The organism is Rhodopseudomonas palustris (assembly GCF_007005445.1).
GTDB lineage: Bacteria > Pseudomonadota > Alphaproteobacteria > Rhizobiales > Xanthobacteraceae > Rhodopseudomonas > Rhodopseudomonas palustris_G.
The window spans coordinates 495,600-521,511 of sequence record NZ_CP041387.1 but is presented as its reverse complement, the minus strand read 5'-3'; the positions used below and the strand labels follow the sequence as shown (position 1 = coordinate 521,511).

General features: G+C 66.6%; 21 protein-coding genes. 15 read left to right on the top strand and 6 right to left on the bottom strand.

The window, feature by feature from the left end:
• The 3 genes from FLL57_RS02440 to iorA are packed head-to-tail and all read right to left on the bottom strand — an operon-like array spanning position 1 to position 3,925.
• Positions 1-1,164 (bottom strand): 2-oxoacid:acceptor oxidoreductase subunit alpha, encoded by a 1,164-nt coding sequence (locus tag FLL57_RS02440; RefSeq protein WP_142882036.1) that lies wholly within the window; start codon positions 1,162-1,164, stop codon positions 1-3.
• The gene (locus tag FLL57_RS02435) at positions 1,161-2,105 is read right to left on the bottom strand and encodes a 2-oxoacid:acceptor oxidoreductase family protein (RefSeq protein WP_142882035.1); all 945 of its coding nucleotides are present in this window, start codon (positions 2,103-2,105) and stop codon (positions 1,161-1,163) included. The genes FLL57_RS02440 and FLL57_RS02435 overlap by 4 nt, the downstream gene beginning before the upstream one ends.
• Positions 2,102-3,925 (bottom strand): indolepyruvate ferredoxin oxidoreductase subunit alpha, encoded by a 1,824-nt coding sequence (gene iorA, locus FLL57_RS02430; protein ID WP_047307272.1) that lies wholly within the window; start codon positions 3,923-3,925, stop codon positions 2,102-2,104. The genes FLL57_RS02435 and iorA overlap by 4 nt, the downstream gene beginning before the upstream one ends.
• A gap of 270 nt (positions 3,926-4,195) precedes the next feature.
• Between iorA and FLL57_RS02425 the strand changes: the two genes are divergently transcribed.
• From FLL57_RS02425 to FLL57_RS02415, 3 genes are all read left to right on the top strand, one after another.
• A complete protein-coding gene (locus tag FLL57_RS02425; protein ID WP_142882034.1) occupies positions 4,196-4,519 on the top strand; it encodes a hypothetical protein in 324 nt (107 codons plus the stop codon).
• Positions 4,520-4,635: 116 nt separating this feature from the next.
• Positions 4,636-5,571, top strand: a complete 936-nt coding sequence (locus tag FLL57_RS02420) for a CHAD domain-containing protein (RefSeq protein WP_235677195.1) — start codon at positions 4,636-4,638, stop codon at positions 5,569-5,571.
• A 28-nt stretch (positions 5,572-5,599) separates the two neighbouring features.
• Complete coding sequence (locus tag FLL57_RS02415) at positions 5,600-6,391, top strand: hypothetical protein (RefSeq protein ID WP_142882033.1); 792 nt, start codon at positions 5,600-5,602, stop codon at positions 6,389-6,391.
• Between the two features lie 22 nt (positions 6,392-6,413).
• On the opposite strand, the gene FLL57_RS02410 is transcribed toward FLL57_RS02415, so the two are convergent.
• Positions 6,414-7,430 carry a CBS domain-containing protein gene (locus FLL57_RS02410; RefSeq protein WP_142882032.1) on the bottom strand — a complete coding sequence of 339 codons (1,017 nt, stop codon included), beginning with the start codon at positions 7,428-7,430 and terminating at the stop codon, positions 6,414-6,416.
• Between FLL57_RS02410 and FLL57_RS02405 the strand changes: the two genes are divergently transcribed.
• Together FLL57_RS02405 and FLL57_RS02400 are read left to right on the top strand one after the other, a co-directional pair.
• Positions 7,399-7,908 (top strand): hypothetical protein, encoded by a 510-nt coding sequence (locus FLL57_RS02405; protein ID WP_142882031.1) that lies wholly within the window; start codon positions 7,399-7,401, stop codon positions 7,906-7,908. The two genes, FLL57_RS02410 and FLL57_RS02405, sit on opposite strands and share 32 nt — an antisense overlap.
• Before the next feature lies 1 nt (position 7,909).
• On the top strand, positions 7,910-8,539 hold the full coding sequence (locus FLL57_RS02400; protein WP_047307270.1) for a hypothetical protein: 630 nt from the start codon (positions 7,910-7,912) through the stop codon (positions 8,537-8,539).
• Between the two features lie 200 nt (positions 8,540-8,739).
• Here the strand turns inward: FLL57_RS02400 and FLL57_RS02395 are convergent, their stop codons facing one another.
• Complete coding sequence (locus FLL57_RS02395; RefSeq protein ID WP_142882030.1) at positions 8,740-10,350, bottom strand: ABC transporter substrate-binding protein; 1,611 nt, start codon at positions 10,348-10,350, stop codon at positions 8,740-8,742.
• Positions 10,351-10,602: 252 nt separating this feature from the next.
• On the opposite strand from FLL57_RS02395, the gene FLL57_RS02390 reads away from it, so the two are divergent.
• The 10 genes from FLL57_RS02390 to FLL57_RS02345 all read left to right on the top strand — a co-directional run bounded on the left by FLL57_RS02390 (position 10,603) and on the right by FLL57_RS02345 (position 23,613).
• Positions 10,603-11,733, top strand: a complete 1,131-nt coding sequence (locus FLL57_RS02390) for a M20/M25/M40 family metallo-hydrolase (protein ID WP_013501161.1) — start codon at positions 10,603-10,605, stop codon at positions 11,731-11,733.
• A 160-nt stretch (positions 11,734-11,893) separates the two neighbouring features.
• Positions 11,894-12,835 (top strand): ABC transporter permease, encoded by a 942-nt coding sequence (locus FLL57_RS02385; protein ID WP_013501160.1) that lies wholly within the window; start codon positions 11,894-11,896, stop codon positions 12,833-12,835.
• An 11-nt stretch (positions 12,836-12,846) separates the two neighbouring features.
• Positions 12,847-13,737, top strand: coding sequence for an ABC transporter permease (locus FLL57_RS02380; protein ID WP_142882029.1), 891 nt, complete (start codon positions 12,847-12,849; stop codon positions 13,735-13,737).
• A gap of 223 nt (positions 13,738-13,960) precedes the next feature.
• Positions 13,961-15,613: an ABC transporter ATP-binding protein gene (locus FLL57_RS02375; RefSeq protein ID WP_142882028.1), complete on the top strand. Its 1,653-nt coding sequence runs from the start codon at positions 13,961-13,963 to the stop codon at positions 15,611-15,613.
• A gap of 127 nt (positions 15,614-15,740) precedes the next feature.
• Positions 15,741-17,243 (top strand): M81 family metallopeptidase, encoded by a 1,503-nt coding sequence (locus tag FLL57_RS02370; protein WP_142882027.1) that lies wholly within the window; start codon positions 15,741-15,743, stop codon positions 17,241-17,243.
• Between the two features lie 223 nt (positions 17,244-17,466).
• Positions 17,467-18,462 carry an alpha/beta fold hydrolase gene (locus FLL57_RS02365; RefSeq protein ID WP_142882026.1) on the top strand — a complete coding sequence of 332 codons (996 nt, stop codon included), beginning with the start codon at positions 17,467-17,469 and terminating at the stop codon, positions 18,460-18,462.
• A gap of 172 nt (positions 18,463-18,634) precedes the next feature.
• The gene (locus tag FLL57_RS02360; RefSeq protein WP_142882025.1) at positions 18,635-19,675 is read left to right on the top strand and encodes a hypothetical protein; all 1,041 of its coding nucleotides are present in this window, start codon (positions 18,635-18,637) and stop codon (positions 19,673-19,675) included.
• 18 nt (positions 19,676-19,693) lie between these two features.
• Positions 19,694-20,803, top strand: a complete 1,110-nt coding sequence (locus tag FLL57_RS02355; protein WP_142882024.1) for an AAA family ATPase — start codon at positions 19,694-19,696, stop codon at positions 20,801-20,803.
• Entirely contained in the window at positions 20,796-22,172 is a 1,377-nt protein-coding gene (locus FLL57_RS02350; RefSeq protein ID WP_142882023.1) for a vWA domain-containing protein, read from the top strand. Before FLL57_RS02355 ends, FLL57_RS02350 begins: the two co-directional genes overlap by 8 nt.
• 37 nt (positions 22,173-22,209) lie before the next feature.
• Positions 22,210-23,613, top strand: a complete 1,404-nt coding sequence (locus FLL57_RS02345) for a carotenoid oxygenase family protein (RefSeq protein WP_142882022.1) — start codon at positions 22,210-22,212, stop codon at positions 23,611-23,613.
• Positions 23,614-23,880: 267 nt separating this feature from the next.
• Here the strand turns inward: FLL57_RS02345 and FLL57_RS02340 are convergent, their stop codons facing one another.
• On the bottom strand, positions 23,881-25,773 hold the full coding sequence (locus FLL57_RS02340) for a sigma-54-dependent Fis family transcriptional regulator (RefSeq protein WP_142882021.1): 1,893 nt from the start codon (positions 25,771-25,773) through the stop codon (positions 23,881-23,883).
• Between the last annotated feature and the right edge of the window lie 139 nt (positions 25,774-25,912).

The window sequence follows — 25,912 nt, the reverse complement described above, 5'->3', positions numbered from 1 at the left end:
TCAGACCTCCGAAGCAAGCTTGGCGGCGCTGGCTGCGATCTGCGCCGGCGTGATTGGTTCACCACTGATCAGATGCAGACCTTCGACGCGGCGGTCGCGGAGCTGACGCTCGATCTCGAGCCGGAGCTGGCCGATATTGAGCTCCGGCACCAGGATCGCCTTGGCGTTCCGGGTCGCTTCGCGCAGCGCGATTTCCGGAAACGGCCACAGCGTGACCGGGCGGAACAGGCCGACCTTGTAGCCCTCGGCGCGACAGGCATCGACGGCACGGCGGGCGGCGCGGGCGCTGATGCCGATCGCGACGATCACCACCTCGGCGTCTTCGCAGCGCACGGCTTCATAGCTGTCGATCAGGTCGCGATGGCGATCGAGCTTGGCGTACAGCCGGCCGAGATTGCGCGTCACCGTCTCGGGATCCTGGCTCGGGAAGCCGGTTTCGCTATGCGTCAGGCCGGTGGTGTGGGTGCGATAGCCGTCGCCGGGACGTGGCATCGGCGGCACCAGATCGGCATCGGCTGCGTAGGGCTTGTAAGCCTCGCGGGGGCCGCTGGCCCATTTGCGGGTGGCGTGCACCGGGACACGGCCGCCGAGCGCCACGGTCTCCGACGATTGCGCGATCACCTGATCGTACAGCAGGATCACCGGGGTGCGGCACAGCTCGGCGAGATCGAAAGCGCGGATGGTCTCGTCGTAGATCTCGCGCGCCGAGGCCGGCGCCAGCACGATCATCGGGTAGTCACCGTGGCTGCCGTAGCGGGTCTGGAAGATGTCGGCCTGCGATGGCCGCGTCGGCATGCCGGTCGAGGGCCCACCACGCATCACGTTGACGATGACGCAGGGAATCTCGGCGCCGGCGGCGTAGCCGATATTCTCCTGCTTCAACGAGAAGCCGGGGCCGGAGGTCGCGGTCAGCGATTTGACGCCGCCCATCGAGGCGCCGACCACCGCCGCCATCGCGGCGATCTCGTCTTCCATCTGGATGAACACGCCGCCGGCGGCCGGCAGCATGGTCGACAGCCGCTCGGCAATTTCCGAGGACGGCGTGATCGGATAGCCGGCGAAGAACTTGCAGCCGGCGTCGATCGCGCCTTGGGCGCAGGCGGCATTGCCGGACAGCAGCTTGGCGGCGGCGGCTTTGGGAACGTGACGATCCGGCGCGTTCATTGCGCGGCCTCCATCGCAGGCGCTTCAGGGTCGAGATGGACGCGGATCGCAAAGTCCGGGCACAGCCATTCGCACAGCCGGCAGCCGGTGCATTTTTCCGGCGCCACCAGGGTGGCGATGCGATCGGCGTTCAGCGTCAGGCAGCGCTCGGGGCACAGCTTGACGCAGATTTCGCAGCTCTTGCACCAGGCGTCGGTGATCTCGAGCCGTGGCTGATATGGGGCGTGCGCCGGCACCGGCGCAGGCACCGCATCCGCGGTCGCCGGCCCGCTCTTGGCCTCGGCGATCCAGTTGCGACCGAGCTCGAACGCGGCCGAATTCACCGCGATGGTCTTTTTCGGCACGAACGCGGTGACGGTCTTTTCCCATTCCGGCAGCGCGAATTCCAGCACGGTCGACAGCGCGCCCAGCAGCACCACGTTGGCGGCGCGCTCGTTGCCGAGCTCTTCGGCCATCTTGGTGGCGTCGATCGCGTAGGCCTCCGAGACGTAGGCGGCAACCTGCTCGGCGGTCTCGGTCGAGTAACGCATCGGCGCGCCGGGGCGGCGGCTGAGGCAAGCGAACGGCGGCACGATCCGCTTGGTGTCGCAGATGAACACGCCGGTGTCGCGCTTCAGATGCGGCAGCCAGCGCAACCCCTCTGCCCATTCCAGCGCGATCAGCACGTCGGCCTCGCCCTTGGCGATGGTCGGCGACCACACCCGCGGCCCGAACCGGACGTGGCTGAACACGGTGCCGCCGCGCTTGGCCATGCCGTGGACTTCGCTCTGCTTGACCTCGTAGCCATGCGCCTGCGCCAGCGACGCCAGCACCTTGGACACCAGGATCACACCCTGGCCGCCGACGCCGACGATCAGCACGTTGGTGGGCTCGGCCAATGCTGCGTTGAACGCCACCGGCTCGCTGTCCGCATTCACTGCGATGCTGCTCTGCTCGTTCATTGCGTCACCGCCGGGCTCGCGATCTTGATACAGTCGATGGTGCAGACCTGGGCGCACAGCGTGCAGCCGATGCACAGCGCCGGATCGATCTTCACCCGGTGCCGGCCCTCGAACCACTCGTCGCTCCAGGTCAGCGCCGGGCAGCCGAGATTCATGCAGGACTGACAGGCGGTGCACTGGCTGGTGATCACTTCCAGCGGCGGCCCCTTGATCTTGATCGGATCGAGCACGCACGGCCGGTTCGAGATCAGCACCGCGACGCCGCGGTAAGCGATCGCCTCGCGCAGCGCCTGATGGGTGGCTGCGAGGTCGTAACTGTCGACCTTCTTCACCCATTTGACGCCGCACGCCTTGATCAGCGCCTCATAGTCCACCTGCGGGGCCGGCTCGCCGCGTAGCGTCTTGCCCGTGCCGGGATGCTCCTGGCCGCCGGTCATCGCCGTGATGTGGTTGTCGAGCAGCATCACCGCGATGTTGGCCTGATTGTAGACCGCGTCGATCAGCGCCGGCAGGCCGGCGTGCAGGAAGGTGGAATCGCCGATGGTGGCAACCACCGGCTTGGTCTCGCCGGCCTTCGCCATGCCGATCGCATTCCCGATCGAGGATCCCATCGCCACGCAGGTGTCGATGCCGCGCAGCGGATCAAGCACCGCCAGCGTGTAGCAGCCGATGTCGCCGGCGACGCGGGCGCCGGAGGCGCGCACCGCCATGAAGCTCGAGGTGTGCGGGCAGCCGGCGCACAGCACCGGCGGCCGCACCACCGGCTCCGGCACCCAAGCGTTGTAGGACGGCGGCGCCGGCAACAGGCCGGCCTTGACGAAACCGGCACGGACCACCTCGGGCGAGAACTCGCCGGCGCGCGGAAACAGCCGCTTGCCCTCGACCTTGATGCCGAGCGAGGCGATCTCCTTCTCGATGATCGGCTCCAGCTCCTCGACCACGAATACCTGATCGACCGACGCGCAGAACTCGCGCAACAACGGTTCGGGCAGCGGCCAGGACGCGGCGAGCTTCAGCACGGTAGCATCCGGCAGCACTTCGCGGACGTAAGGGTAGCAGGTGCCGGCGGTGACCACGCCGAAGCTGGTCTGACCTTTCTCGATCCGACTGACCTCCGCGGTGCCGAGATAATCCTTCAGCCTGGCCTCGCGCTCGAGCACGAACAGATGACGGCCGCGGGCGTGCGCCGGGATCATCACGTTCTTCGACGGCCGCTCCAGGAACACGCGCGGCGGCACCTCGCAGCGCAGGCCGACCGACACGGTGCTGCGGGTGTGCGACAGACGTGTGGTGCTGCGCACGATCACGGGGGTGTCGAACTGCTCCGAGATCTCGAACGCCAGCTTGGTGAAGTCGTAGGCTTCCTGGGCGTCGCTCGGCTCCAGCACCGGGATACTGGCGAGCTGGCCGTAGATCCGGCTGTCCTGCTCGTTCTGCGAGGAGTGAATGCCGGGATCGTCGCAGACGATCAGCACCAGGCCACCGTTCACGCCAATATAGGTCGCGGTCATGAACGCGTCGGCCGCGACGTTGAGGCCGACATGCTTCATCGCGCACAGCGCGCGGGAGCCGGCGAACGACGCGCCCATCGCGACGTCGAGCGCGACCTTCTCGTTGGTCGACCACTGCGCGTGCAGATCCTCGGCCGGATAGGTCGCCAGATTTTCGAGAACTTCGGTGCTGGGTGTGCCGGGATAAGCGGCGGCGACACGAACGCCGGCTTCCCAGGCGGCGCGGGCGATCGCCTCGTTACCGGTGAGCGGACGCAACTCTTTGACGTCTGTATTCAACGCGGTGGCGGCTTGCCAAGGTGTGTGCATGATGAGCTCCCCCCGAGCGCACGCCGCTGCGGCGTTTAGAACGGCTGTAAAGGGGCCCTCTTTCCCAAATTTACCTTCTGTCGTATTTGCGCTAAGTCAACGGTACCTACAGTTATCGATCAGCATGATCACTACGCGCGCTGCATTTTCGGTAGTCATTTTGTGCTGAGTCAATTCTGTGCAGTGCAGCGACGCTTACTGCTACGCAACAGCGGATCGTGATCGCGACCGGACGGATAGTTGGACTTTAGACGAACAAGTGAGGACTGCATGACGACGACGCCCCCGGACAGCGTCCCGAACACACCGGCTTCGGGCAAACCGACGTCGGAGCGCGGCCCGGACAAGCATGTCGAAGCGCGGATGGCCCGGATCGAGGCGGCCGTGCAGCGGATGCAGATGTTCGTCGTGATGGCGGTCGGCGTCGCCGCTATCCTGTGGTGCCTGGACGTTGCCACCCAACTGATGCCGTTCCCGCCCTCGGCCGCGTGGTACTATGGCGGTCAGGCGGTTGCGGCTCTGATCGGCATGGGGATCGCCTATGCGGTGGCCAAGCTGATCGGCTATCCGCTGGAAGTGCTGAAGCGGGCCTGACCCGCCGGCGCGCTTGGCTGCGCGGTTTTGGCGCCGTTGGTCGCACCAAGCTGTCGCGTCATCGCGGCGTAAATCTGCTAGGATACCGCGGGCGGTGAATTTCGCCCGTGTGGGACATGATGCGTCGAACTTTCCAGAAGCCTACGGCCAAGCCGGGCGCAGCCCCGGCCAACGACATTGATCTGTCGGAAATCGCCAGCAGCGGCGAGGCGTTTCGCGCGATCGTCACCGCCTTGCTGCATCTGATCGTCGCCCAGCAACCACGGGTAAGGCGCCGTGATCCGTCCGGCGTGCACCAGATGCGGATCGCACTGCGGCGAATGCGGGCGGCGATTTCGGTGTTCGGCGACCTGGTCGACGGAACCGACACCCAGCGAATGAAGCGCGAACTGAAATGGCTTGCCGGCCGGCTGGCGCCGGCGCGCGATCTGCATTTGCTGGAAGTGAAAATCAAAGGCGCAAAGCTCAGGGCAGCCTCGCCGACCTTTCTGAAGCGGCTCGGTGCCGATCGCGGAGCCGCCTTCGACAGCGCCAGAGCGACGGTGGATCTGCAGCGCTTCCGCAAGCTGCTGGCCGATCTGGAGCACTGGATCGAGGCCGGCGAGTGGACCAAGAGGGCGGACGCGGACGACCGGCCATCGGCCGAGGTGTTCGCCCGGAAGGTGCTGACGCGTCGCGCCCACAAGCTCAACAAGCGTCTGGCGAAGCTGGAACAGCTCGACGACGAGGAACGCCACCGGGTTCGGATCGCCGCCAAGAAGCTGAACTACGCAATCGGCTTCTTCGAGAGCCTGTTCGACGGCAAGGCCGGCAAGCGTTTGAAGCGGTTCAGGAAGCATCTGAAGAAGCTGCTCGACGCGCTCGGCGCGCTGAACGACGTCGCGGTGCACCGCAAGCTGGCCGGCAAGTTCGCCCGCCGGGCGCAGGCCAAGCTCGATCCCGACGCCGCCCGCCAGCTCGCCGACCTTGATGATGCCGAGATCCGGCGGCAGATGAAGACGGCCCTCAAAACCGCCGGCAAGCTTGCGGAGGATCCGCTTTTCGGCGATTGACTGCGATCGAGCCGCGCTGAAGGACACGATGCAGCCAGACCCCCACCCGCTCGTCGAGGCGGCGACCAGCACCTCGCGCTTCGCGGTGACGCGGCGCTGGCTGGCGCGGATCTCCGAGTGGTCGGCGAAGGCGACATTCCGGATCAAGCGCGGCACCCCGGCGGTCACGATCGCCGAACTCGGCAAGAGTTGGCCGCTGACCGAGGCGCAGACCGCCACCCTGCTGCAGCTCGGTGAGACCAAGCCCGGGGCGGCGTTCATCGACGAGAAGGTCTCCAACATCAACCGCGCGGCATTCCACCGCTCGGCCTTCGTGCTCAACGCGGCGACGCATCTGCTGTTCGTCGACCTCGCCGCCCAGCTCATGCTGTCCCTGTGGGAATTGAAAGGGGTGCTGGTCGCAGCCAATGTACTGCTGGCGCTGATCGCGCATTTTCAGATGCGGGAGAATTATCGCGCCCTGCTGGCCGGGCCGCGGCAATTGCCGAAGAAACGCCGGCTGCTCGGGCTGCTGCGCAATCCGCGGTACAACAAAGCGGTGAAAAAGAGCTCCAGGCCCTACGCGCGCAGCGCCTGGAAAGAGCAGACGTTGTACCGCACTGCGTATTTTGCCAACGCCGCGGTGATCTTCCTCGGCTCACAGTTCATCCTGCCGGCCGAGCGGTTGATTTTCCCGTTCGGGTTCCTGGTCGGCAAGATCACCGGCCTGATCACCACCATCGTGGTGTTTTTCGACGGCTGGCGCGGTATCCGCGCCGGCGACGACGCCCGCCTGGCGCGCGAACGCGAGGTCTCGGTGTATCGCAATCTCAAGATCTGAGGCTGCTCGACTGGAGGGCGCCTCAATGATGCACCGCTTCGCTCTTGCCCCAGCTCAGGAACAGGCCGATGTCGCCCGGGATGCCATCGGGAAAATCGACCACCCGGGCCTGCAGCACGAAGCCGTGCGACCGCAGCTCCGCTTTCCAGCGCAGATAGATGTCGGCGGCCATGCCGCGCAGCGTGGACGGCCATTCCGGATCGGGGGCGTTCACGGCACGGCCATGATCGCTGCACAATTCGGCCGGAAACCGCAGCAGCAGGCTTTCCTGTTCGCCCTTCTTGGCGGCTGCCCGCGCATTGCGCAGCAGCTTCTGCCAGGTCTCGTCCGACAAATGCGACGCCAGCATCTCGCTCGCCAGGCGATGGTGCTTGTCGTCGGCGAGCTCTTTGGCGTGCTTGCGCTTCTCGTCCTCCTCATGTTCGTGCTCGATGCCGAGTTCACGAAACGCTGCGGCCGACAAATCGTCGGTCGCCGGAGCGTGGGAAGGTGGCGCCGGCGGGGCAGCGGGACGCGACAGCGCCGCCAGCTTTTCGGACGGCGCCGGCCAGGCATTGGGATCGTCGTGCACCGGGTCGCGCCCGATATGATTGGTGCCGGTCATGGTCTTGAGCAGGTCGGCGCGGCTGACAATGCCGACGATGCGACCAGCGCGCAGCACCGGCACCCGCTTGATCCGCTTCTCGACCAGGACGTCGGCGACATCGGCCAGCGCCGCGGTTTCCTCGACCGTCACCACCGGGCCGACCATCACATCCCTGGCGGTCCGGGTGTCGGACTTCAGGAACCGGAGGTAGTCAGGATGCACCGCCTCGCCTTCAGAAAGGATCTGCAGCCACCAGTCGTGACGCGCCTCGCGCGCGGTGTCGTCGCGCGGCATCAGATCGCCCTCACTGACGATACCGAGCGGAGCACCGTGACCGTCGACCACCGGAACGGCACTGATGCCGTGCCTGAGCAGGGTCTCGGCAATCGCGTGAACGGGCGTGTCGGGTTGCACCGTCACGATGGCGGTGGTCATCACGTCTGCTGCCTTCATGGGGAGACTCTTCGATCGTTGCGGCCGCTACATGATACGCGGCTTGTATGGCGGTCAGGTGCGCGCTGGGCGCGGAACGGGTTTGTCGCGGCGCAGCGGCTCTTTCGGCCCGCCGTCAAGCAACTGCCATATTCCGCCACTGCTTTGCATTCGAACATCCCATATCCGGCGGCAACTGCGGTCGATCGACGCAGAACTGCTGCCACGCTGCGCGTTGATCATTGAATCACAGCGCCAACGGTCGGCGCACTCGGCAAACGCCCGGCGTCGTTCATCAACCCTAACAAATTACGAAACTATCGGCCGCGATGACGGCGCCGCACTGGTCGTGCTACATCTCGCCGGACGGAGCCAGACGGTTTTGACATACCTCAACGCACCGTTGCAGATGCGTGTTCATTTGATTTTCGACAATGCAGCTCGCGGCGGGCGAAACCTATACACCTCGCGCCGGCCTGCCATGAATGGAAAGACGTAACATGGAGTATCTCTCCGCGCTCGGTCCACTGCTGATACTTATTTTGTTCGGTGGTGGCCTCGTGATCGCTGCGTATCTGACGTTCGACGATATGCGGTCCCGCGGCGGTTCGTTCGATACCGCCGCCTTCGCCGCATCGATCCGCAACACGGTCGAACGGGTCAAGGCACTGCCCACCACGACGCTGATCATGATCGGCGCAGTCGTCGTCGCGGCGCTGTTCGTCTACCTGGTGTCGGCCAGCGGCTACTATGCCCGGCCGGCCGCGGTGGAAAGCAGCTCCAGCCCGGCGGCCGTTGAAGCCGCCGCGGCGCCGGCCCCCGAGGCCGCTGCGCCCGCCCCGGCGGCCAAGGCCGCTCCGGCGCCTGCCGCCAAGGCTCCGCCCGCCGACAAGCAGGCCGCGGCTACGGCCCCGGCGGCGATCGCCTCGGTCCGTAACGTCACCTCGACCAGTTGCGCCTCGGACGGCTGCCCGGTGACCTGCGCCGCCAACGAGACGCTGACCTCGGCCTATTGCGTCAACGGCGGTGCCGCCCGGCTTGCCGATCAGCTCACGGTCAAGGACGGCGCAGTGACGGCGAAGTGCAGCCCCAGCGCCAGTTCGATCAAGGTCGCCTGCGCCCGCAAATAGCAGCCGGCCTCGCGCGCCCGACCGGATTTAGGGACTGCGTTCTGCCCATCGAGCCCGTGCTTCGCGCCGGGCTTTTTGTTGTTCGCGGCAAGACAAAGCGCTGGATTGCCGGTTGGCTGCCGACGGCAGAGCGCCGCCCTGCTTCATCGCAGGACGGCGCAATGCACGACGTCAGCGGTTCGCTCGGGCCGTGACGGCCCTTACTCCTTCTTGTCCATATTCCAGAACACCGGGGTCGCGGGACCATCGAGCACGCCGGTCAGTTCGGTGCGCCACACCGTCGGGGTCTTGTACTGGCCGACGTGCAGATAGGTCACTTCCTCATAGACCCGCTTCTGGAGATCGGTCGCGATCGCCTTCTGATCCTCGGGCGACGTCGCCCGGACGAACTTGTCGAGCAGCGCTTCCATCTTGTCATCCTGCGGCCAGCCGAACCAGCCGCCGGTCTTGCCCTTGCCGTTGAGCATGACGTTGGCGACCGGGTTCATCACGTCCGGCACCACCCAGTTGGTGAAGAAGATATTCCAACCGCCTTCGGCCGGCGGCTTCTGGCTGGCGCGGCGCGACACCACGGTCTGCCAGTCGGTCGCCTGCAGGTCGACCTTGAAACCCGCCTCGCGCAGGAGCTGCGCGGCGACGATCGGCTGCGCCTTCAGGGTGACGACGTCGCCCGGCGCCATCAGCACCACCGGCGTGCCGTCGTAGCCGGATTCGGCGAGCGCCTTCTTGGCTTCCGCCATGTCGTCGCCCTTGGTGACCGGCGCCGAGTCGACGTCGGTGGCGAGCGGAGTGCCGCAGCCGAAGATCGCGCCGCAGATCTGGTAGTAATCGGGATTGCCGACCAGCGCGTCGAGGATCGGCTTCTGGTTCATCGCCAGCAGCGCCGCGCGCCGCACCTTCGGATTGTCGAACGGCGGATACAGGAAGTTCATCCGGCCGATGGTGACGTAGCCGAGCTTGTTGAGGGTCTCGATCTTCAGTTCCTTGTCCTGCTGCAGCACCGGCAGGATGTCGAAGGACGGGTTCTCGACGAAGTCGATGTCGCCCGATTGCAGCGCGTTCACCGCGGTCTGCGCGTCCGGCATGGTGATCCATTCGACGCGGTCGACCTTCACCACCTTGCCGCCCGAGGTCCAGCTCGGCGCTTCCTTGCGCGGCACGTAGTCGGCGTTCTTGACGTATACCGCCTTGACGCCGGGCTGGAATTCAGACGCGACGAACTTGAACGGACCGGAGCCGATCTGCTCGGGGATCGCCTTGTCGGCCGGGGTCTCGGCGATCCGCTTCGGCATCATGAACGGCACGATCGACGACGGCTTGGCGATCGACTCCAGCACCAGCGCGTATGGCTCCTTCAGCTTCAGCACGATGGTCTTGGCGTCGGGCGCCTCGAGGCTGGCGGTGAACTGCATCAGCTTCTGGCCCATGCCGTCCTTCTTGCCCCAGCGCTGCAGCGAGGTGACGCAATCCTCCGCGGTGACCGGCGCGCCGTCGTGCCACTTCAGCCCGTCGCGCAACGTGAAGGTATAGGTCAGCTTGTCGTCCGAGACCTTGTACTCGGCCATCTGCGGCTGGACCTTGAAGCTCGAATCCATCGCCAGCAGCGTGTCGTACACCATGTAGCCGTGATCGCGGGTAATGTACGCGGTGGTCAGGCCGGGGTCGATGATACGCAGATCGGAATGCATGACGGCCCGGATCGTCTTGGCATCGACGGCAGCCGGCAGCGTCAGCGATGCGGCGAGCGCGAGCGCCGGCAAGGCGAATTTCGACGCGACGACCGAGTGCATCCAACGCGGTGGATGAGACATTCGACTTCTCCTGACTTGAAACTGATCAGTCACAGATGATTGCTTGTGCAAGGCGACGAGCCTCAGGCGCGACGCCGCGCCGATCGACGCAATGCCGCATCCTGATAATCGAGACTTGCACCAAGCGTGCCAAGCGTCAATCATCCGGCGGCGGCGCGGTCCGCACCCGGCCGCGTAGTCGCCCACGAATCTTCGCTTTACAAAGTCATCGGCAATCAGTCTCGTAAGCCACCTTTCAACCGAGAGCGCGCAATGAACCCCGCAAATCTTCCATTCGATTCCGACACGATGCTGCAAGGATTGCGCGCATGGGTTGAGTGCGAGAGTCCTACCTGGAACGCCGCCGCGGTCGAGCGCATGCTCGATCTCGCAGCGCGGGAGATGGCGATCATGGGCGCGACAATCGAGCGCATCGCGGGCCGGCAAGGCTTCGCCGGCTGCGTCCGCGCGCGCTTTCCGCATCCCAAGCAAGGCGAGCCGGGTATCCTGATCGCCGGTCATCTCGATACTGTGCACCCTGTCGGCACCATCGAAAAACTGATGTTCCGCCGCGAAGGCAACAAAGCGTTCGGCCCGGGCATCTTCGACATGAAGGGCGGCAACTACCTGACGCTCGAAGCCATCCGCCAGCTCGCCCGCGCCTCGTTCACCACGCCGCTGCCGATCACGGTGCTGTTCACGCCGGACGAGGAAGTCGGTACACCGTCGACCCGTGACATCATCGAAGCTGAAGCGGCCCGCAACAAATACGTGCTGGTGCCGGAGCCCGGACGCCCCGACAACGGCGTCGTCACCGGCCGCTACGCGATCGCTCGGTTCAACCTGGAAGCGACCGGCAAGCCGAGCCACGCCGGCGCGACGCTGTCGTCGGGTCGTTCCGCGATACGGGAAATGGCCAGGCAGATTCTGGCGATCGACGCGATGACCGGCGACGATTGCACCTTCAGCGTCGGCATTGTGCACGGCGGCCAGTGGGTCAATTGCGTCGCCACCACCTGCACCGGCGAGGCGCTGAGCATGGCCAAGCGTCAGGCCGATCTCGACCGCGGCGTCGAGCGGATGCTGGCGTTGTCCGGCACCAGCAACGACGTATCGTTCAAGGTGACGCGGGGCGTCACCCGCCCGGTGTGGGAGCCGGACGCCGGCACCATGGCGCTGTACGAGAAAGCCCGTGCGGTCGCCGCCCAGCTCGGCACCAGCCTGCCCCACGGCAGCGCCGGCGGCGGCTCCGACGGCAATTTCACCGGCGCGATGGGCATTCCGACACTCGACGGTCTCGGCGTGCGCGGCGCCGATGCCCACACGCTGAACGAGCATATCGAGATCGACAGTCTCGCCGAGCGCGGCCGGCTGATGGCGGGATTGCTCGCGACACTGGACTGAGCGCGGGCTCGGGCCGGCGCTCGCACCCATGCGCGCGCTGGCACGGGACTTGCTGAACTTCGAACGTGACTTTCGACAGCCGAGCGCAGGTGATGATGACGAACCGCATGGTCGAGATAAGTTTTGCTAATCGTCGATCGAAATCCGTGATGGAGCGCCGATGCTCGGCTATCTGATCCGCCGCCTGCTTGCGGCCATCCCGGTGATGGGCGTGGTCGCGCTGTTCGTGTTCCTGCTGCTGCGGCTGACGCCGGGCGATCCCGCCGCGATCATTGCCGGCGACAACGCCAGCCCTGAACAATTGATGCGCATCCGCGCCACGCTCGGGCTCGACGAACCGCTCTATGTACAATTCTTCACCTGGGTCGGCCGGCTGTTGCATGGCGATCTCGGCGTGTCGCTGATCTCGCAGGTGCCGGTGCTGCAGATGATCGGCCAGCGCATCGAGCCGACCATCACGGTGGCGCTGTCGACCATCGTGGTCTCGGTGATCGTCGCGGTTCCGCTCGGTGTCGTCGCCGCCTGGAAACACGGCACCTGGATCGACCGTTTCGTGATGGGGCTGTCGGTGATCGGCTTCTCGGTTCCGGTGTTCGTGATCGGCTACGTCCTGATCCAGATCTTCGCGATCGAGCTGCGCTGGTTTCCGGTGCAGGGCTTCCGATCGCTGTCGCGGGGCTTCGGCCCGTTCTTCGAGCGGCTGGTGCTGCCGACGCTGACGCTGTCCTTCATCTACATCGCGCTGATCGCGCGCATGACGCGCGCGGCCATGCTCGACGTGCTCGGCGAGGATTACGTCCGCACCGCCCGCGCCAAGGGTATCACGGAAAGCCGGGTGCTGCTGCGCCACGCGCTGCGCAACGCCGCGGTGCCGGTGATCACCGTGATCGGCACCGGCTTCGCGCTGCTGATCTCGGGCGTCGTCGTCACCGAAAGCGTGTTCAACCTGCCCGGCATCGGTCGCCTCACGGTCGATGCCGTGCTGGCGCGGGACTATCCGGTGATCCAGGGCATGATCCTGCTGACCAGCGGCATCTATGTCGCCGTCAACCTGCTGATCGACCTGGCCTACACGCTGCTCGATCCTCGAATCCGCTACTGAGGGCGCGCACCATGGCAATCGATACCATGTCCGAACCGACCCTCCCGGTGCCGCGGCCGCTGCGCCCACGCCTCGGCTTCCTGCTGTCGACGCCGATCATCGCCGTCGCCACGGTCAGCCTGACGCTGATCGTATTGTCGGCGATCTTCGCACCGTGGCTGGCGCCGCACGATCCGGTGACGCTGGCGCCGGCACAGCGGCTGAAACCGCCGAGCGCCGAATTCCTGCTCGGCACCGACGCTTACGGTCGCGACCTGCTGTCGCGCATCATCTATGGCGGGCGGGTGTCGCTGCTGATCGGCGTCGGCGCAGCGATCGTGTCGATCGCCATCGGCCTCGTCATCGGCCTGGTCGCCGGCTTCTTCAAATGGGTCGACGCGGTGATGATGCGGGTGATGGACGGCCTGATGGCGATCCCCAGCATCCTGCTGGCGATCGCCGTGGTGTCGCTGTCCGGCGCCAGCCTGACCACGGTGCTGATCGCCATCACCATCCCGGAAGTCCCGCGGGTCGCCCGGCTGGTGCGCTCGGTGGTGCTGTCGGCACGTGAGGAACCGTACGTCGAGGCCGCGATCTCGCTCGGCTCCAGCCTGCCGAAGATCATGTGGCGGCACCTGATGCCCAACACCGTGGCGCCGCTGATCGTGCAGGGCACCTACATCGCGGCCTCCGCGATCCTCACCGAAGCGATCCTGTCGTTCCTCGGTGCCGGCATCAGCCCGGAGACGCCGACCTGGGGCAACATCATGGCCGAGGGGCGCGCGGTGTTCCAGATCAAGCCGATGCTGATCTTCTGGCCAGGACTGCTGCTGTCGATCGCGATCCTGTCCGTCAACTTGATCGGCGACGCCGCCCGCGACGCGCTCGACCCGCGGATGAAACAGCGCGAGGGCTCGCGATGAAGAGGCAGCTCATCATGTCTGCTCTCTCAGCCCCACAACGCGCACCGACCTCACCTCTCCCCGCGCGCGGGGAGAGGTCGGATCGCATCACCAGATGCGATCTGGGTGAGGGGGCGCCTCCACGCGGCCGAGCCGCTTTGACTCGCGGACACGCCCCCTCACCCCAGCCCTCTCCCCGCGCGCGGGGAGAGGGAGCGCGCCGTGCCCGACTGCGGAGCCCGACATGACCGACAACGTCCTCGAAATCGACAACCTCGTGGTGCGGCTCGGTCGGACCGAGCACGGCGACAAGGTGATCGACGGCATCTCGCTGACCGTCGGCGCCGGCGAGACGATGTGTCTGGTCGGCGAAAGCGGCTCCGGCAAATCCGTGACGTCGCTCGCCACCATGGGCCTGCTGCCGAAGGGCGCACTGCACGCCAGCGGCGGTGAAATCCGCCTCGCCGGAGAGAACGTGCTCGCCGCCAGCGAGCGCCGGCTGCGCCAGCTTCGCGCCTCGCGAATGGCGATGATCTTTCAGGAGCCGATGACCGCGCTCAATCCTGTCGTGCCGGTCGGCAAACAGATCGACGAGGTGCTGCGCTTTCACACCGATTTCGGCGCGCGAGAGCGGCGGCGGCGTATCCTCGACATGATGGAGCAGGTGCGCCTGCCCGAAGTCGAGCGGATCTTCGCGTCGTATCCGCATCGCCTGTCGGGCGGACAGCGCCAGCGCATCATGATCGCGATGGCGCTGGTGCTGGAGCCGAAGCTGCTGATCGCCGACGAGCCGACCACCGCGCTCGACGTCACCACGCAGAAGCAGATCCTGACCTTGATCCGCGAATTGCAGCAGGCGCACGGCACGGCGGTGCTGTTCATCACCCACGACATGGGCGTGGTGGCCGAGATCGCCGACCGGGTCGCGGTGATGCGCCACGGCCGGCTGGTCGAGACCGGGCCGCTCGAGGCCGTGCTGCGTCGGCCGCAGATGGACTATACCCGCAATCTTCTCTCGGCGGTGCCGAGCCTGGTGCCGCGGCCACCGCGTGAGCACAAGGGCACCCCGGTGGTGCTGGAGGCCAACGAGCTCGGCAAGGTGTATCGCGAGCGCTCGTTCCTCGGCAAAGCCCGCGAGGTGGTCGCCGCGAAGGATGTGACGCTGACGCTGCACAAGGGCCGCACGCTCGGCATCGTCGGCGAAAGCGGCTCCGGCAAGTCCACCGTCGCGCGCTGTATCGTGCGCCTGATCGACCCGACCTCGGGCGGCATCCGGCTCGCCGGACGCGAGATCTCCGAGCTGTCGCGACGGCTGCTGCGGCCCCACCGCAAGAAGATTCAGATCGTGTTCCAGGATCCGTATCGCTCGCTCAATCCGCGCGTCAGCGTCGGCGAGAGCATCGCCGAGGGGCCGATCAACTACGGCATGCCCCACGCCGAGGCTCTGGCGAAAGCGCGGCAGCTACTCGAACTGGTGCATCTGCCTGCGGACGCGATCGACCGCTTCCCGCATCAGTTCTCCGGCGGCCAGCGCCAGCGCGTCGCGATCGCCCGCGCCCTGGCGCTCGATCCCGACGTGCTGGTGGCGGATGAGGCGGTGTCGGCGCTCGACGTCTCGGTGCAGGCGCAGGTGCTGAAGCTGCTCGACGAAATCCAGACCCGGCTCGGCATCGCACTGCTGTTCATCACCCACGACCTGCGCGTCGCCGCGCAGATCTGCGACGATGTCGCGGTGATGGAGAAAGGCCGTGTCGTCGAACAGGGCCCGGCAGCCGAAGTGCTGACCCATCCGAAACAGGCCTACACCCGCCAACTGCTCGAAGCCGCCCCCGGCCGCGACTGGGACTTCGCCAATTTCCGTCCCGTCAACGAAGCGCGGCAGGCGGCGGTGAGTTGAAACATCCCTTCCCCCGTCATTCCGGGGCGCGAGCGCAGCTCGCGAGCCCGGAATCTCCTTCCTAACAACCTCGGGATTTCGGGTTCGCGCTTCGCGCGCCCCGGAATGACGCATCAAGAGAAACACCATGACCCGCATCGCCGTCGGCGGCTTCCTGCACGAGACCAACACCTTTGCGCCCACCAAGGCGACCTGGGAGGCGTTCGTGCATGGTGGCGGCTGGCCGGCGATGACGATCGGGGCTGACGTGCTCAAGGTGATGCGCGGCATCAATGTCGGGCTCGCCGGCTTCGTCGAGGACGCCGAAGCCAAGGGCTGGGAGCTGATCCCGACCATCGCCTGCGGCGCCAGCCCATCGGCGCACGTCACCGAGGATGCGTTCGAGCGTGTCGTCAAAATCATGATCGACGGCATCAAGAACGCCGACAAGCTGGATGCGGTGTATCTCGATCTGCACGGCGCGATGGTCACCGAACATCTCGACGATGGCGAAGGCGAGATCCTGGCGCGGGTGCGCGAAGTGATCGGCCCGGATCTGCCGCTGGTGGTCAGCATCGATCTGCACGCCAACGTCACGCCGCAGATGATCGAGCATGCCGATGCGTTGATCGCCTATCGCACCTATCCGCATGTCGACATGGCCGACACCGGCCGCGCCTCCGCTCGGCATCTGGAGCTGCTGCTGAGCGGCCAGCGATTCGCCAAGGCGTTCCGGCAACTGCCGTTCCTGATTCCGATCTCGTGGCAGTGCACATTCGACGAGCCGACCAAGGGGATCTACGACAAGCTCGCGGCGCTGGAGAGCGATCAGGTGCCGACGCTGTCGTTCGCGCCGGGCTTTCCGGCCGCCGACTTTCCGGACTGCGGCCCGTCGGTGTTCGCCTATGGCCGCACCCAGGCCGATGCCGACGCGGCGGCGGATGCGGTGGCCGCGCTGGTGGCCGGCCACGAGGACGATTTCGACGGCAAGATCCATTCCCCGGACGACGGCGTGAAGCTCGCGATCGAGCTGGCGCGCACCGCAGCCAAGCCGGTGATCATCGCCGACACCCAGGACAACCCAGGCGCCGGCGGCGATTCCGATACCACCGGAATGCTGCGCGCGCTGGTGCGCAACAATGCGCAGCGTGCCGCGATCGGCGTTGTCTACGATCCCGACGCAGCCAGGGCCGCCCATGCAGCCGGCGTCGGCGCGGTGATCTCGCTCGAGCTCGGCGGCAAGTCCGGCATCCCCGGCGACGCGCCGTTCGAAGAGATCTTCGTGGTCGAGCATCTTTCCGACGGCCGCTTTGTGGCTCCCGGGCCGTATTTCGGCGGACGCGAAATGGAAATGGGGCCGTCCGCCTGCCTGCGGATCGGCGGTGTTCGTGTGGTGGTCGCATCGAACAAGGCGCAGCTCGCCGACCAGGCGATGTACCGCTATGTCGGGATCGAGCCGACCGCGCAGGCGATCCTGGTGGTGAAAAGCTCGGTGCATTTCCGCGCCGACTTTCAGCCAATCGCCGAGCGCCTGCTGATCTGCGCCGCGCCCGGCGCGATGCCGGCCGACCCCGCCTCGCTGCCATGGACGCGGCTACGAGCCGGTGTTCGTGTCAAGCCGAATGGACAGCCGTTCGTCAGGCCGAACTAACAATTCGGCACAACGTCTGACGTCACGCGGCGGTGACGCCGTCCCTCGTGATCGCACCAGTCGATAGTCGGACTATCATGTGCGCACGAGTCGATTTTCGCGCGCACCAATGTACGTAGATACCATTCTTGCATTGGAACGATCCGCGGCACGCGTGAATTGGAACCTTCCCGGTTTCACGCGATTGGCTCGACAGTTCGCTCAAGTTCAAGAGAGGTCGCAGATGCCGTTGATCAGCGGGCAAGCAATCGACACAGGTAGCATCAAGCAGCATCATGCACGGACGGGTCTCGCCAATCCGGTGACCGGCACGCGGACCGACATCACCAGCGTGGTCGGCCGGCTCGCAGTGTATGCGGCAGGCTCCGAGCAGCCGAACGACAACGCCACGCCGTTGCTGCTGATCCACAGCATCAACGCCGCCGGCTCGGCCTACGAGGTCAAGCCGCTGTACGATTACTACGCACAGCATCGTCCGGTGTACGCCATCGATCTGCCCGGCTTCGGCCAGTCCGATCGCGACGATCGCGAATACACCGCACGAATGATGACCGACGCGGTGCACGCCGCCGTCGAGCAGATTCGGCGCGTCCACGGCGAGCAGCCGATCGACGCGCTGGCGCTGTCGCTGGCCAGCGAGTTCCTCGCCCGTGCCGCCACCGAGACGCCGCAGGCGTTTCGCTCTCTCGGCCTGATCAGCCCGACCGGCTTCGAAGGCAAGGCCCGCGACGCCCGCACGCCCGGCACCCGCGGCCGCTCCTGGATCATCGACGTGCTGCGCGTCAAGCTGTGGGACCGCGGCTTCTTCAAGATGCTCACGGCGCGGCCGGTGATCCGCAAATTTCTGGAGAAGGCCTGGGGCTCGAAGAACATCGACGAGCCGATGGTCGACTACGACTACGCCACGACGCATCAGCCCGGCGCCCGCCACGCGCCGTACTACTTCGTCGCCGGCTTCATGTTCAGTACCGACATCCTGAACGTCTACGAACAGCTCCGGCTGCCGGTCTGGATGGCGCACGGGGTGCGCGGCGATTTCGTCGACTATCGCCACAAGAGCCGCGTCGCCGGCCGCTCGAACTGGACCATCGTGCAGTTCGACACCGGCGCTTTCCCACACTTCGAGGTGCTGGATCAAGTGGTATCTTCATACAGCCAATTTTTGTCCAAACTGCAACCGAGCGAACTCGGCAAGCCGACGCTGGCGCACTCGGCGTGATCTGCGACTGCGCCGCGCAACTCCACGCGCCTTGATCAACAACAGCGTGAGTTGCGTTCGCCTCGCAGTTGAAGAAACTAGACCCGACGCGATCGATTGAGCGCGTGACTCGCGGCGCGGCCCGCGTCTTGGCCGCGCCGTGACGACTTCAGTTGCGGAGGTTGCTGACGGAATGAACTACGCACAGCTTCTCACCGGACCGACGGAGATCGAGACCCCGGCTGCCGCGCCGTTCACGCATCACGAGATCCTCTCGCTGGTGCAGCCGTTCACGCGGCGCGGCTATCAGGTCGATCTCGCCGCCAGCGACCGACTGGCGCGACGGCTGCTGTTCAAGCCGCTGATCCACAACGAGGCCGGCTGCGGCGGAATCGATGCGACCGAGTTGCTGCAACTGGATAATCCCCGTCCCGGCCTCAACCAGCTCACCCGCACGCTGACGCTGGACGACGGCCTGACCGCCACGCTGGAAACTCAGGGCGGCGATCTCGACATCCTGCTGCAGCGGATCGAGCACGTGCTGCCGCAACAGCAATTCCGCAGCGTCGAGAGCACGCTGGTGGCACTGAGCTATCGTCTCACCCCGGACAACGGGCGGCAGGTCGCGGGCACCGCGAATCGCGTGCTGCTGCGCGGCGAGGCCGAGATCGCCGGCTTTCGCGTGATACTGCGCGGCGCGCCAGTGCGCGGCTATCCGGCCGAAATCGACATCATCCCGAGCACCCCCGGCGTGGCGCTGCCGGAGGATCTGCTCGCGGTGATCGGCTGGGCCTGGTCGCCGCTGCGCAAGAGCAAGGCGGGTTTCACCGGCAAAATCAGAGTGCGCGGTCAGGAGCCGGAGCTGAGCCGCCGCGTCGAAGCGGCGCTGGAAAAGACCGTGGCGCATCTCGCCCGCACCCTGACCCGGCCGCCCGCAGCCTACTACGAGACGCTGCGCGGCGCGCGCTGGACAGTGACGTTCCGACGCGGGATTCCGGCGTTGTTCTTCGGCGGTCTGATCGCCGGCGCGGCCAGCCTGACGCTGATCGACGTGCCGCAGGATTCGATCTTCAACCTGCTGCTGATGGGGGCGCCGCCGCTGTTGATGTTCGGCGCGTTCGGGATGCGCGAGACGCCGTCGCTGGAGATTCCGCCGCTGCCGCGGCGCTGGAAGGCGACATGGCTGCCGGAACCCGAGCCGGCGCGACAATCGATGGATGCACAGACGACCTGACGAGCGAGGAAACGATCGATGCACGGCAACCCGATGAACATCCCCCCGGTCTCGATCGCCGCCGCCAAGGCTGCGCTGATCGAGCAATATGCCGACCCGACGCTGCGGCGGCGCGCGTCGATGCTGTGGGGCACACGCGGGGTCGGCAAGTCGTCGATCGTCCGCCAGGTCGCGGCGCATTATCAGGTGCCGCTGATCGATCTGCGACTGACCACGATCGAACCGGTCGATATCCGCGGTGCGATCTATGCCGACGAGAACCTCGCCAAGACGGTGTGGTTTCCGCCGGAGTTTCTGCCGTCGCACGACCAGCCCGAGGGCGTGCTGTTTCTCGACGAGCTCACCGCCGCCGACCAGCGGCTGCAGATCTCGGCCTATTCGCTGATCCTCGACCGCCGGGTCGGCAATTATCACCTGCCGGACGGCTGGCAGGTGGTGGCCGCCGGCAACGCAAGCTTCCACGGCGCGATCAGCCACGACATGGGCACCGCGCTCGCCGACCGTATGTTCCACTTCAACGTCCAGACCGCGATCGACGCCTTTCTCGGCCACGCCATGACCCACGATTTCGCGCCGGAAGTGATGGCCTATCTGAAGATCCGCCCCGACAAACTCGACGACACCCAGGCACAGCTCGCCGGCGATCATCTGATCGGCGCCAGCCCGCGCGGTTGGGAGGACATCTCCAATGTGCTGAAGTCGGGATTGTCCGACCACGCCAAGCGTCTGTTCGTGCAGGGCCGGATCGGCGCAGCCAATGCGGCGGAATTCTTCGGCGTGCTGCGCGAGATCCAGGCCGGCACCGACGTGCTCAAGTTGCTCGCGGCGCGCCCAGGCCCGGAGACCGCGGCGCTGCTGCCGAAGTCGCTCGATGCGCTGTACGGCATGCTGTACGGGCTGCTCGCCGCGAGCGCCGACAAGGACACGCTGGCGCGGGCGCTGGAGATCATCGAGCAGCTGCCGGACATCCGCAGCACGGTGCCGCTGCCGATCCGCGAGGCGCAGACGCTGGCGATGGAACTGCTGATGCAGCGCGGGCTGGAGAACGGTCTCGAAGCCGCGATTCTCGACAGCCCGGCCTATGCCCGCTACGCCGACCGCCGCCAATTGGAAGCCGCCGATGCCTGAGCCGGGCGCGCTCTACTGCCACCGCGGCACGCGCGCGATCCAGCGCATGGTGGAGTTCGCGCCCTCGACGGGCGGACTGGCGCTATGGGTGCAACATCGCGATCTGCCGGACGAGACACCGGCTGAGACGCCAGCCGCGGTGACCGACGGCACCACGGTGTACTACAGCGCCGCGTTCGATCGGTTGCCCCTGCCCGACCAGGTCGGACTGGTTGCGCACGAGGTGCTGCACATCGCGCTGCGCCACTCGCAGCGTTTCGTCGAGCTGCAACGCACCCAGGGCGACGTCGACCTCGAACTGTTCAACATCTGCGCCGACGCCATCGTCAACACCACGCTGGCGCATCTGAGCTGGCTGCATCTGCCGGACAACGCGGTGATGCTGGAGCAGATCGTATTCAAAGCGCTCGGCCGCGAGCAGCAGCCGGAATCGGCGCTGCTCGAATGGGATGTCGAGAAGCTGTACCGCGCGATCGACGACCGCGACGACGGCACCAGCGGCAAGCAGCAATCCGGCCGGCAATCGCAGCAAGGCTCCAAGGCGGACTCGTCGGGCTCCGGCGGCAAGGATCAGGCCCAATCCCAATCCGGCACGTCGGAGAGTGAGACTGCCCAGCGCAGCGACGGCGCTCGTTCCGCCAAGGTGCGGGCGCTCGGCGCCGGCGGCGCGCGAGACCTGGTGCCGAACCCGGAGGCTCAGTCAGCCCCCGAACACGAGGCCGAGCTGGCCCGCGAATGGAGCGAGCGCATCCTGCGCGGCCATGCCGGCGACGGCGCTTTCTCGATGCTGCGCGCGCTGATCGCCGATCTGCCGCACAGCCGCACACCGTGGGCCCAGGTGCTGCGGGTGCAGCTTGCGCGCGGCCTTGCCCGCAAGCCGGCGCTGACCTGGTCGCGCCCGACGCGCTCCTATATCGCCAACCAGGGCCGCGCCGGCAATCATCGGATGCCGTTCGAACCGGGCTTCAGTCCAACCAAGAACGAGCCGCGGCTGGCGCTGATCATCGACGTTTCCGGCTCGATCGACGATCAGTTGATGCAGCGCTTCGCCACCGAGATCGAAACCATCATCCGGCGCCAGGAAGCCGGCCTGGTGCTGATCATCGGCGACAAACGGGTGCGGCAGGTCGAGTTCTTCGAGCCCGGACGCCGCTTCGTGCTCAGCGAAATCGAATTTGCCGGCGGCGGCGGCACCAACTTTACGCCGCTTCTCGCCGAGGCCGACCGGCACAAGCCTGATATCACCGTGGTGCTGACAGACCTCGAAGGCCCGGCGGAATTCAAGCCGCGCTGGCCGGTGATCTGGGCGGTGCCACAGCAACACGCGAATGCGGTGCAGCCGTTCGGGCGGCTGCTCGCACTCGATTGACGGGCGTGCACGACCAAAAGAGGCTCAGGAGCATGACATGCTTCAGGTGACCGGAATTCCGGATGCGTGCGACAATCTCGCGCCGATCCCGATGGAATGCGACGCGCCGTTTCTCGCGATCAAGGGCGAGCTGCCGCGCGAGCTGAACGGCACGCTGTATCGCAACGGCGCCAACCCGCAATTCGTCTCGCCGAACGCGCACTGGTTCTTCGGCGACGGCATGCTGCACGCGTTTCGTCTGGAGAACGGCCGCGCCTCGTATCGAAACCGCTGGGTCCGCACGCCGAAATGGCTCGCCGAGCACGAGGCCGGCCGGCCGCTGTACGGCGAATTCAACCTCAAGCTGCCGGACGCGCCGCGCTCGGTGCCGGAGGACGGCAACGTCGCCAACACCAACATCGTGTTCCACGCCGGCAAGCTGCTGGCACTGGAGGAGGCGCATCTGCCGATGCAGATCGAGCCGGGCACGCTGGAGACCCGCGGCTATTGCGACTACGGCGGCGCACTGAAGGGACCGTTCACCGCACATCCGAAGTTCGACCCGGTGACCGGCGAGATGCTGTTCTTCGGCTACAACGCCGGCGGACCGCTGACCCGCACGATGTCGTTCGGCGCCGTCGACGCGGCGGGATGCGTCACCCGGCTGGAGCATTTCAAGGCGCCGTATGCGGCGATGGTGCACGACTTCATCGTCACCGAGCACTACGTGCTGTTTCCGATCCTGCCGCTCACCGGCAGCATCTGGCGCGCGATGCGCGGCCGACCGCCTTACGCCTGGGATCCGCGCAAGGGCTCCTGCGTCGGGGTGATGAAGCGCTCCGGCTCGACCCGCGACATCCGCTGGTTCCGCGGCGAGGCCTGCTTCGTGTTCCACGTCATGAACGCCTGGGAGGACGGCACCCGAATTGTCGCCGACGTGATGCAATCCGAGGAAGCGCCGCTGTTCACCCACCCCGACGGCCGCCGCACCGATCCGGAGAAGGGCCGCGCCCGGCTGTGCCGCTGGAGCTTCGACCTCGCCGGTAACACCAACGCTTTCAAGCGCAGCTATCTCGACGACATCAGCGGCGAATTTCCGCGGATCGACGAGCGCCGCGCCGGGCTGCGCAGCCGCCACGGCTGGTACGCCTGCGCCAGCCCCGAGACACCGATGCTCGGCATGCTCACCGGTCTGGTGCACGTCGACGGCAACGGCCATCGGCGGGCCCGCTATCTGCTGCCGACCGGCGACACCATCGGCGAACCGGTGTTCGTGCCGCGCAAGCCGGATTCAGCAGAAGCCGACGGCTGGCTGCTCGCGGTGGTGTGGCGCGGCTGTGAAAACCGCAGCGACCTCGCGGTGTTCGACGCCTCCGACATCGCCGCCGGCCCGATCGCCCTGGTGCAACTCGGCCACCGCATTCCGGACGGCTTCCATGGCAACTGGGTGGCGGCGGACTGAACTCTCGTCAGCGCGCTCAATCGATTGATTGAAGCGGACTGGGCGCTTGCCAAGGGTCCTAAAGTCCTCATCCTGAGGAGCCCGGCAAAGCCGGGCGTCTCGAAGGATGAGGAGCCGTGACTTGCGGCACATGGTTCGAGACGGCGCCCCGCGCCTCCTCACCATGAGGTTGTGCCTGTTGTGAGCGCTCCGAAGCGCGATTCCAATTCTATCATAGACAGAACTGATCCAGGGAACGCAGGAGCTAACCGCTGCGAGCCGCACGGCTCATCGGCCGCGGTCCTTGTCCTTCAGCAGGCGTCGATAGTACGTGCTTCGGTCGATGCCGAGCCGGCGTGCGGCGCGCGAGACGTTGCCGCCGCTGGCATCGAGCGCGGCCTGCAACGCCGAGCGAGTGTGTTCGGCGAGCGACGTCGGCGGTGGCGGCGCAACGGGCGCTTGGCTCTCCGCGGCGCTAACCGCTGCCCTGATTTCGGCGGGGAGCGCGGAGACCTCCACCGGATGCCCCGGCTCGCCGAGCACCAGCAGCGCGCGCAGCGTTCCGACCAGCTGCCGATAATTGCCCGGCCAATTGTAAGCCGCGAGCACGCGCTCGACATCAGTGGAGAGCTGAACGCCGGCCTGTTCGCCGCCGAGCTGGCGCCAGAGTTTTCGGACCAGCGCGAGGCGGTCCGGGTGGTGGCGCACCGGCGGCCGCTCGACGACGTATTGGGCGATCCGGAAGTACAAATCCTGGCGGAACGCGCCGGCGGCCAGCAAGGAGCCGAGCGGCTGATGCGTGGCGCAAATCAGCGCGAAATCGACCGGCACCGGACGGCCGCCACCGAGCGGCGAGATCTGCTTGTCCTGCAGCACGCGCAGCAACCGGCTCTGCAGCGACAGCGGCATGTCGCCGATCTCATCGAGAAACAGTACGCCGCCGTCGGCCTGGCGCAGCAGCCCGGGCGCGCCCTGCCGCCGGGCGCCGGTGAAGGCGCCGGCTTCATAGCCGAACAGCTCCGACTCGATCAGCCCCTCCGGCAGCGCCGCGCAATTGACTGGCACGAACGGCTTGTTGCGCCGGGCACTCTCGGCATGAACGCGGCGCGCGAAGACATCCTTGCCCGATCCGGTCTCGCCGAGCAGCAGCACCGGAATCCCCGCCTCGACCAGCCGTACGGTGCGCGATAGCTGCGCCATCATCTCCGCATCGAGGATCGGCTCGACCTCTCCGGCCGGAGCGGTCGGCACCGGAGCAGCCACGGACGCAGCCGGCGCGCGCGGGCTGCGGCGCGGCGGTTCGACCAGCCGGCCCCACAGCCGGGTGCCGCGAGGGCCGCGCAGCATTTGAATCTGCTCGGAGGGGCGGACACCCGGCAGCAGCGTTTCCAGCCGTGCGAGGTCGAGCGCCGGCCAATCCAGATTCATCAGTTCGAGGCCGTGCCGATTAGCACCGATCAGCACGCCATCGGCAAACGCCAGCACGCCCTCGCGCGGCGTACCGAGCAGCGCGCGGTCGGTGTGCAGCCGCAGCATGGTGCAGTGCTCGAATCCTTCGGAGAAGAACCGGTGCTCGATCTGCTCGGCGGCGAGCCGCATCAGCCCGAGCGCGTGGACATGGCGGATCGCGGCCGGCCCGGTCATGTCGAGCGCTCCGGCCACCACGCCGCGCGGATCGATCAGCGGCGCGGCGGCGCACGCCAAAATCTGGTGACGTTCAAAGAAATGTTCGGCGCCGTGCACTGCGATCGGCTGGCGCTCGACCAACGCGGTGCCGATCGCATTGGTGCCGGTGTCGGCCTCGCTCCACGACACGCCGGGCCGCAGCGCCACCTGCGCCGCACGGCCCGCAAACTCGCCGGAGCCGATCATGTCGAGGACGACGCCGACCGCGTCGGTGAGAATGACAACGCTGCCGGTCAGGCGCGCGTCGCCTTGCAGTGCATTCAGCTCCGGCCGCGCGAGGCGGCCGAGCCTGTCATGGCGTTCCTGCAATTCGCGCAGTTCGCCGGCGGTAGGCGGTTCGACCAGCGGCGAGCGGCTGGCGTCCAGCCCCTGGCCTGCGCAGCGCTGCCACGAGCGCAGGATCGGTGCGGCGAGCATTCCGTCGACGGGACGCCCCTCCCCGAAGAAGCGGCGGCGCGCAGTGACGACGGCATCACGGCTTGATGCGATTGACATGAGCGGATCCTCGGAGTGTTGGATTCTGCAACAGGTGTGGCGTCCAACTGCTGTAAGTATCACACGCAGCCGGAGGTGCTGTCCAGACATCACCACCCGGAGAGCGCGCGCTCCGATCTAGAATCCTCCCAGTCTTTTC

What these genes read in the sequence shown, in the direction of transcription:
- FLL57_RS02420 (WP_235677195.1), top strand. Translation starts at nt 4,636, where the DNA reads ATGATGCGTCGAACTTTCCAGAAGCCTACGGCCAAGCCGGGCGCAGCC.
- FLL57_RS02345 (WP_142882022.1), top strand. Translation starts at nt 22,210, where the DNA reads ATGCTTCAGGTGACCGGAATTCCGGATGCGTGCGACAATCTCGCGCCG.
- FLL57_RS02380 (WP_142882029.1), top strand. Translation starts at nt 12,847, where the DNA reads ATGGCAATCGATACCATGTCCGAACCGACCCTCCCGGTGCCGCGGCCG.
- FLL57_RS02395 (WP_142882030.1), bottom strand. Translation starts at nt 10,350, where the DNA reads ATGTCTCATCCACCGCGTTGGATGCACTCGGTCGTCGCGTCGAAATTC.
- FLL57_RS02355 (WP_142882024.1), top strand. Translation starts at nt 19,694, where the DNA reads ATGCACGGCAACCCGATGAACATCCCCCCGGTCTCGATCGCCGCCGCC.
- FLL57_RS02440 (WP_142882036.1), bottom strand. Translation starts at nt 1,164, where the DNA reads ATGAACGCGCCGGATCGTCACGTTCCCAAAGCCGCCGCCGCCAAGCTG.
- FLL57_RS02405 (WP_142882031.1), top strand. Translation starts at nt 7,399, where the DNA reads ATGGCGGTGGTCATCACGTCTGCTGCCTTCATGGGGAGACTCTTCGAT.
- FLL57_RS02415 (WP_142882033.1), top strand. Translation starts at nt 5,600, where the DNA reads ATGCAGCCAGACCCCCACCCGCTCGTCGAGGCGGCGACCAGCACCTCG.
- FLL57_RS02340 (WP_142882021.1), bottom strand. Translation starts at nt 25,773, where the DNA reads ATGTCAATCGCATCAAGCCGTGATGCCGTCGTCACTGCGCGCCGCCGC.
- FLL57_RS02390 (WP_013501161.1), top strand. Translation starts at nt 10,603, where the DNA reads ATGAACCCCGCAAATCTTCCATTCGATTCCGACACGATGCTGCAAGGA.
- FLL57_RS02385 (WP_013501160.1), top strand. Translation starts at nt 11,894, where the DNA reads ATGCTCGGCTATCTGATCCGCCGCCTGCTTGCGGCCATCCCGGTGATG.
- FLL57_RS02410 (WP_142882032.1), bottom strand. Translation starts at nt 7,430, where the DNA reads ATGAAGGCAGCAGACGTGATGACCACCGCCATCGTGACGGTGCAACCC.
- FLL57_RS02400 (WP_047307270.1), top strand. Translation starts at nt 7,910, where the DNA reads ATGGAGTATCTCTCCGCGCTCGGTCCACTGCTGATACTTATTTTGTTC.
- FLL57_RS02435 (WP_142882035.1), bottom strand. Translation starts at nt 2,105, where the DNA reads ATGAACGAGCAGAGCAGCATCGCAGTGAATGCGGACAGCGAGCCGGTG.
- FLL57_RS02365 (WP_142882026.1), top strand. Translation starts at nt 17,467, where the DNA reads ATGCCGTTGATCAGCGGGCAAGCAATCGACACAGGTAGCATCAAGCAG.
- FLL57_RS02425 (WP_142882034.1), top strand. Translation starts at nt 4,196, where the DNA reads ATGACGACGACGCCCCCGGACAGCGTCCCGAACACACCGGCTTCGGGC.
- FLL57_RS02360 (WP_142882025.1), top strand. Translation starts at nt 18,635, where the DNA reads ATGAACTACGCACAGCTTCTCACCGGACCGACGGAGATCGAGACCCCG.
- FLL57_RS02375 (WP_142882028.1), top strand. Translation starts at nt 13,961, where the DNA reads ATGACCGACAACGTCCTCGAAATCGACAACCTCGTGGTGCGGCTCGGT.
- FLL57_RS02350 (WP_142882023.1), top strand. Translation starts at nt 20,796, where the DNA reads ATGCCTGAGCCGGGCGCGCTCTACTGCCACCGCGGCACGCGCGCGATC.
- FLL57_RS02370 (WP_142882027.1), top strand. Translation starts at nt 15,741, where the DNA reads ATGACCCGCATCGCCGTCGGCGGCTTCCTGCACGAGACCAACACCTTT.
- iorA (WP_047307272.1), bottom strand. Translation starts at nt 3,925, where the DNA reads ATGCACACACCTTGGCAAGCCGCCACCGCGTTGAATACAGACGTCAAA.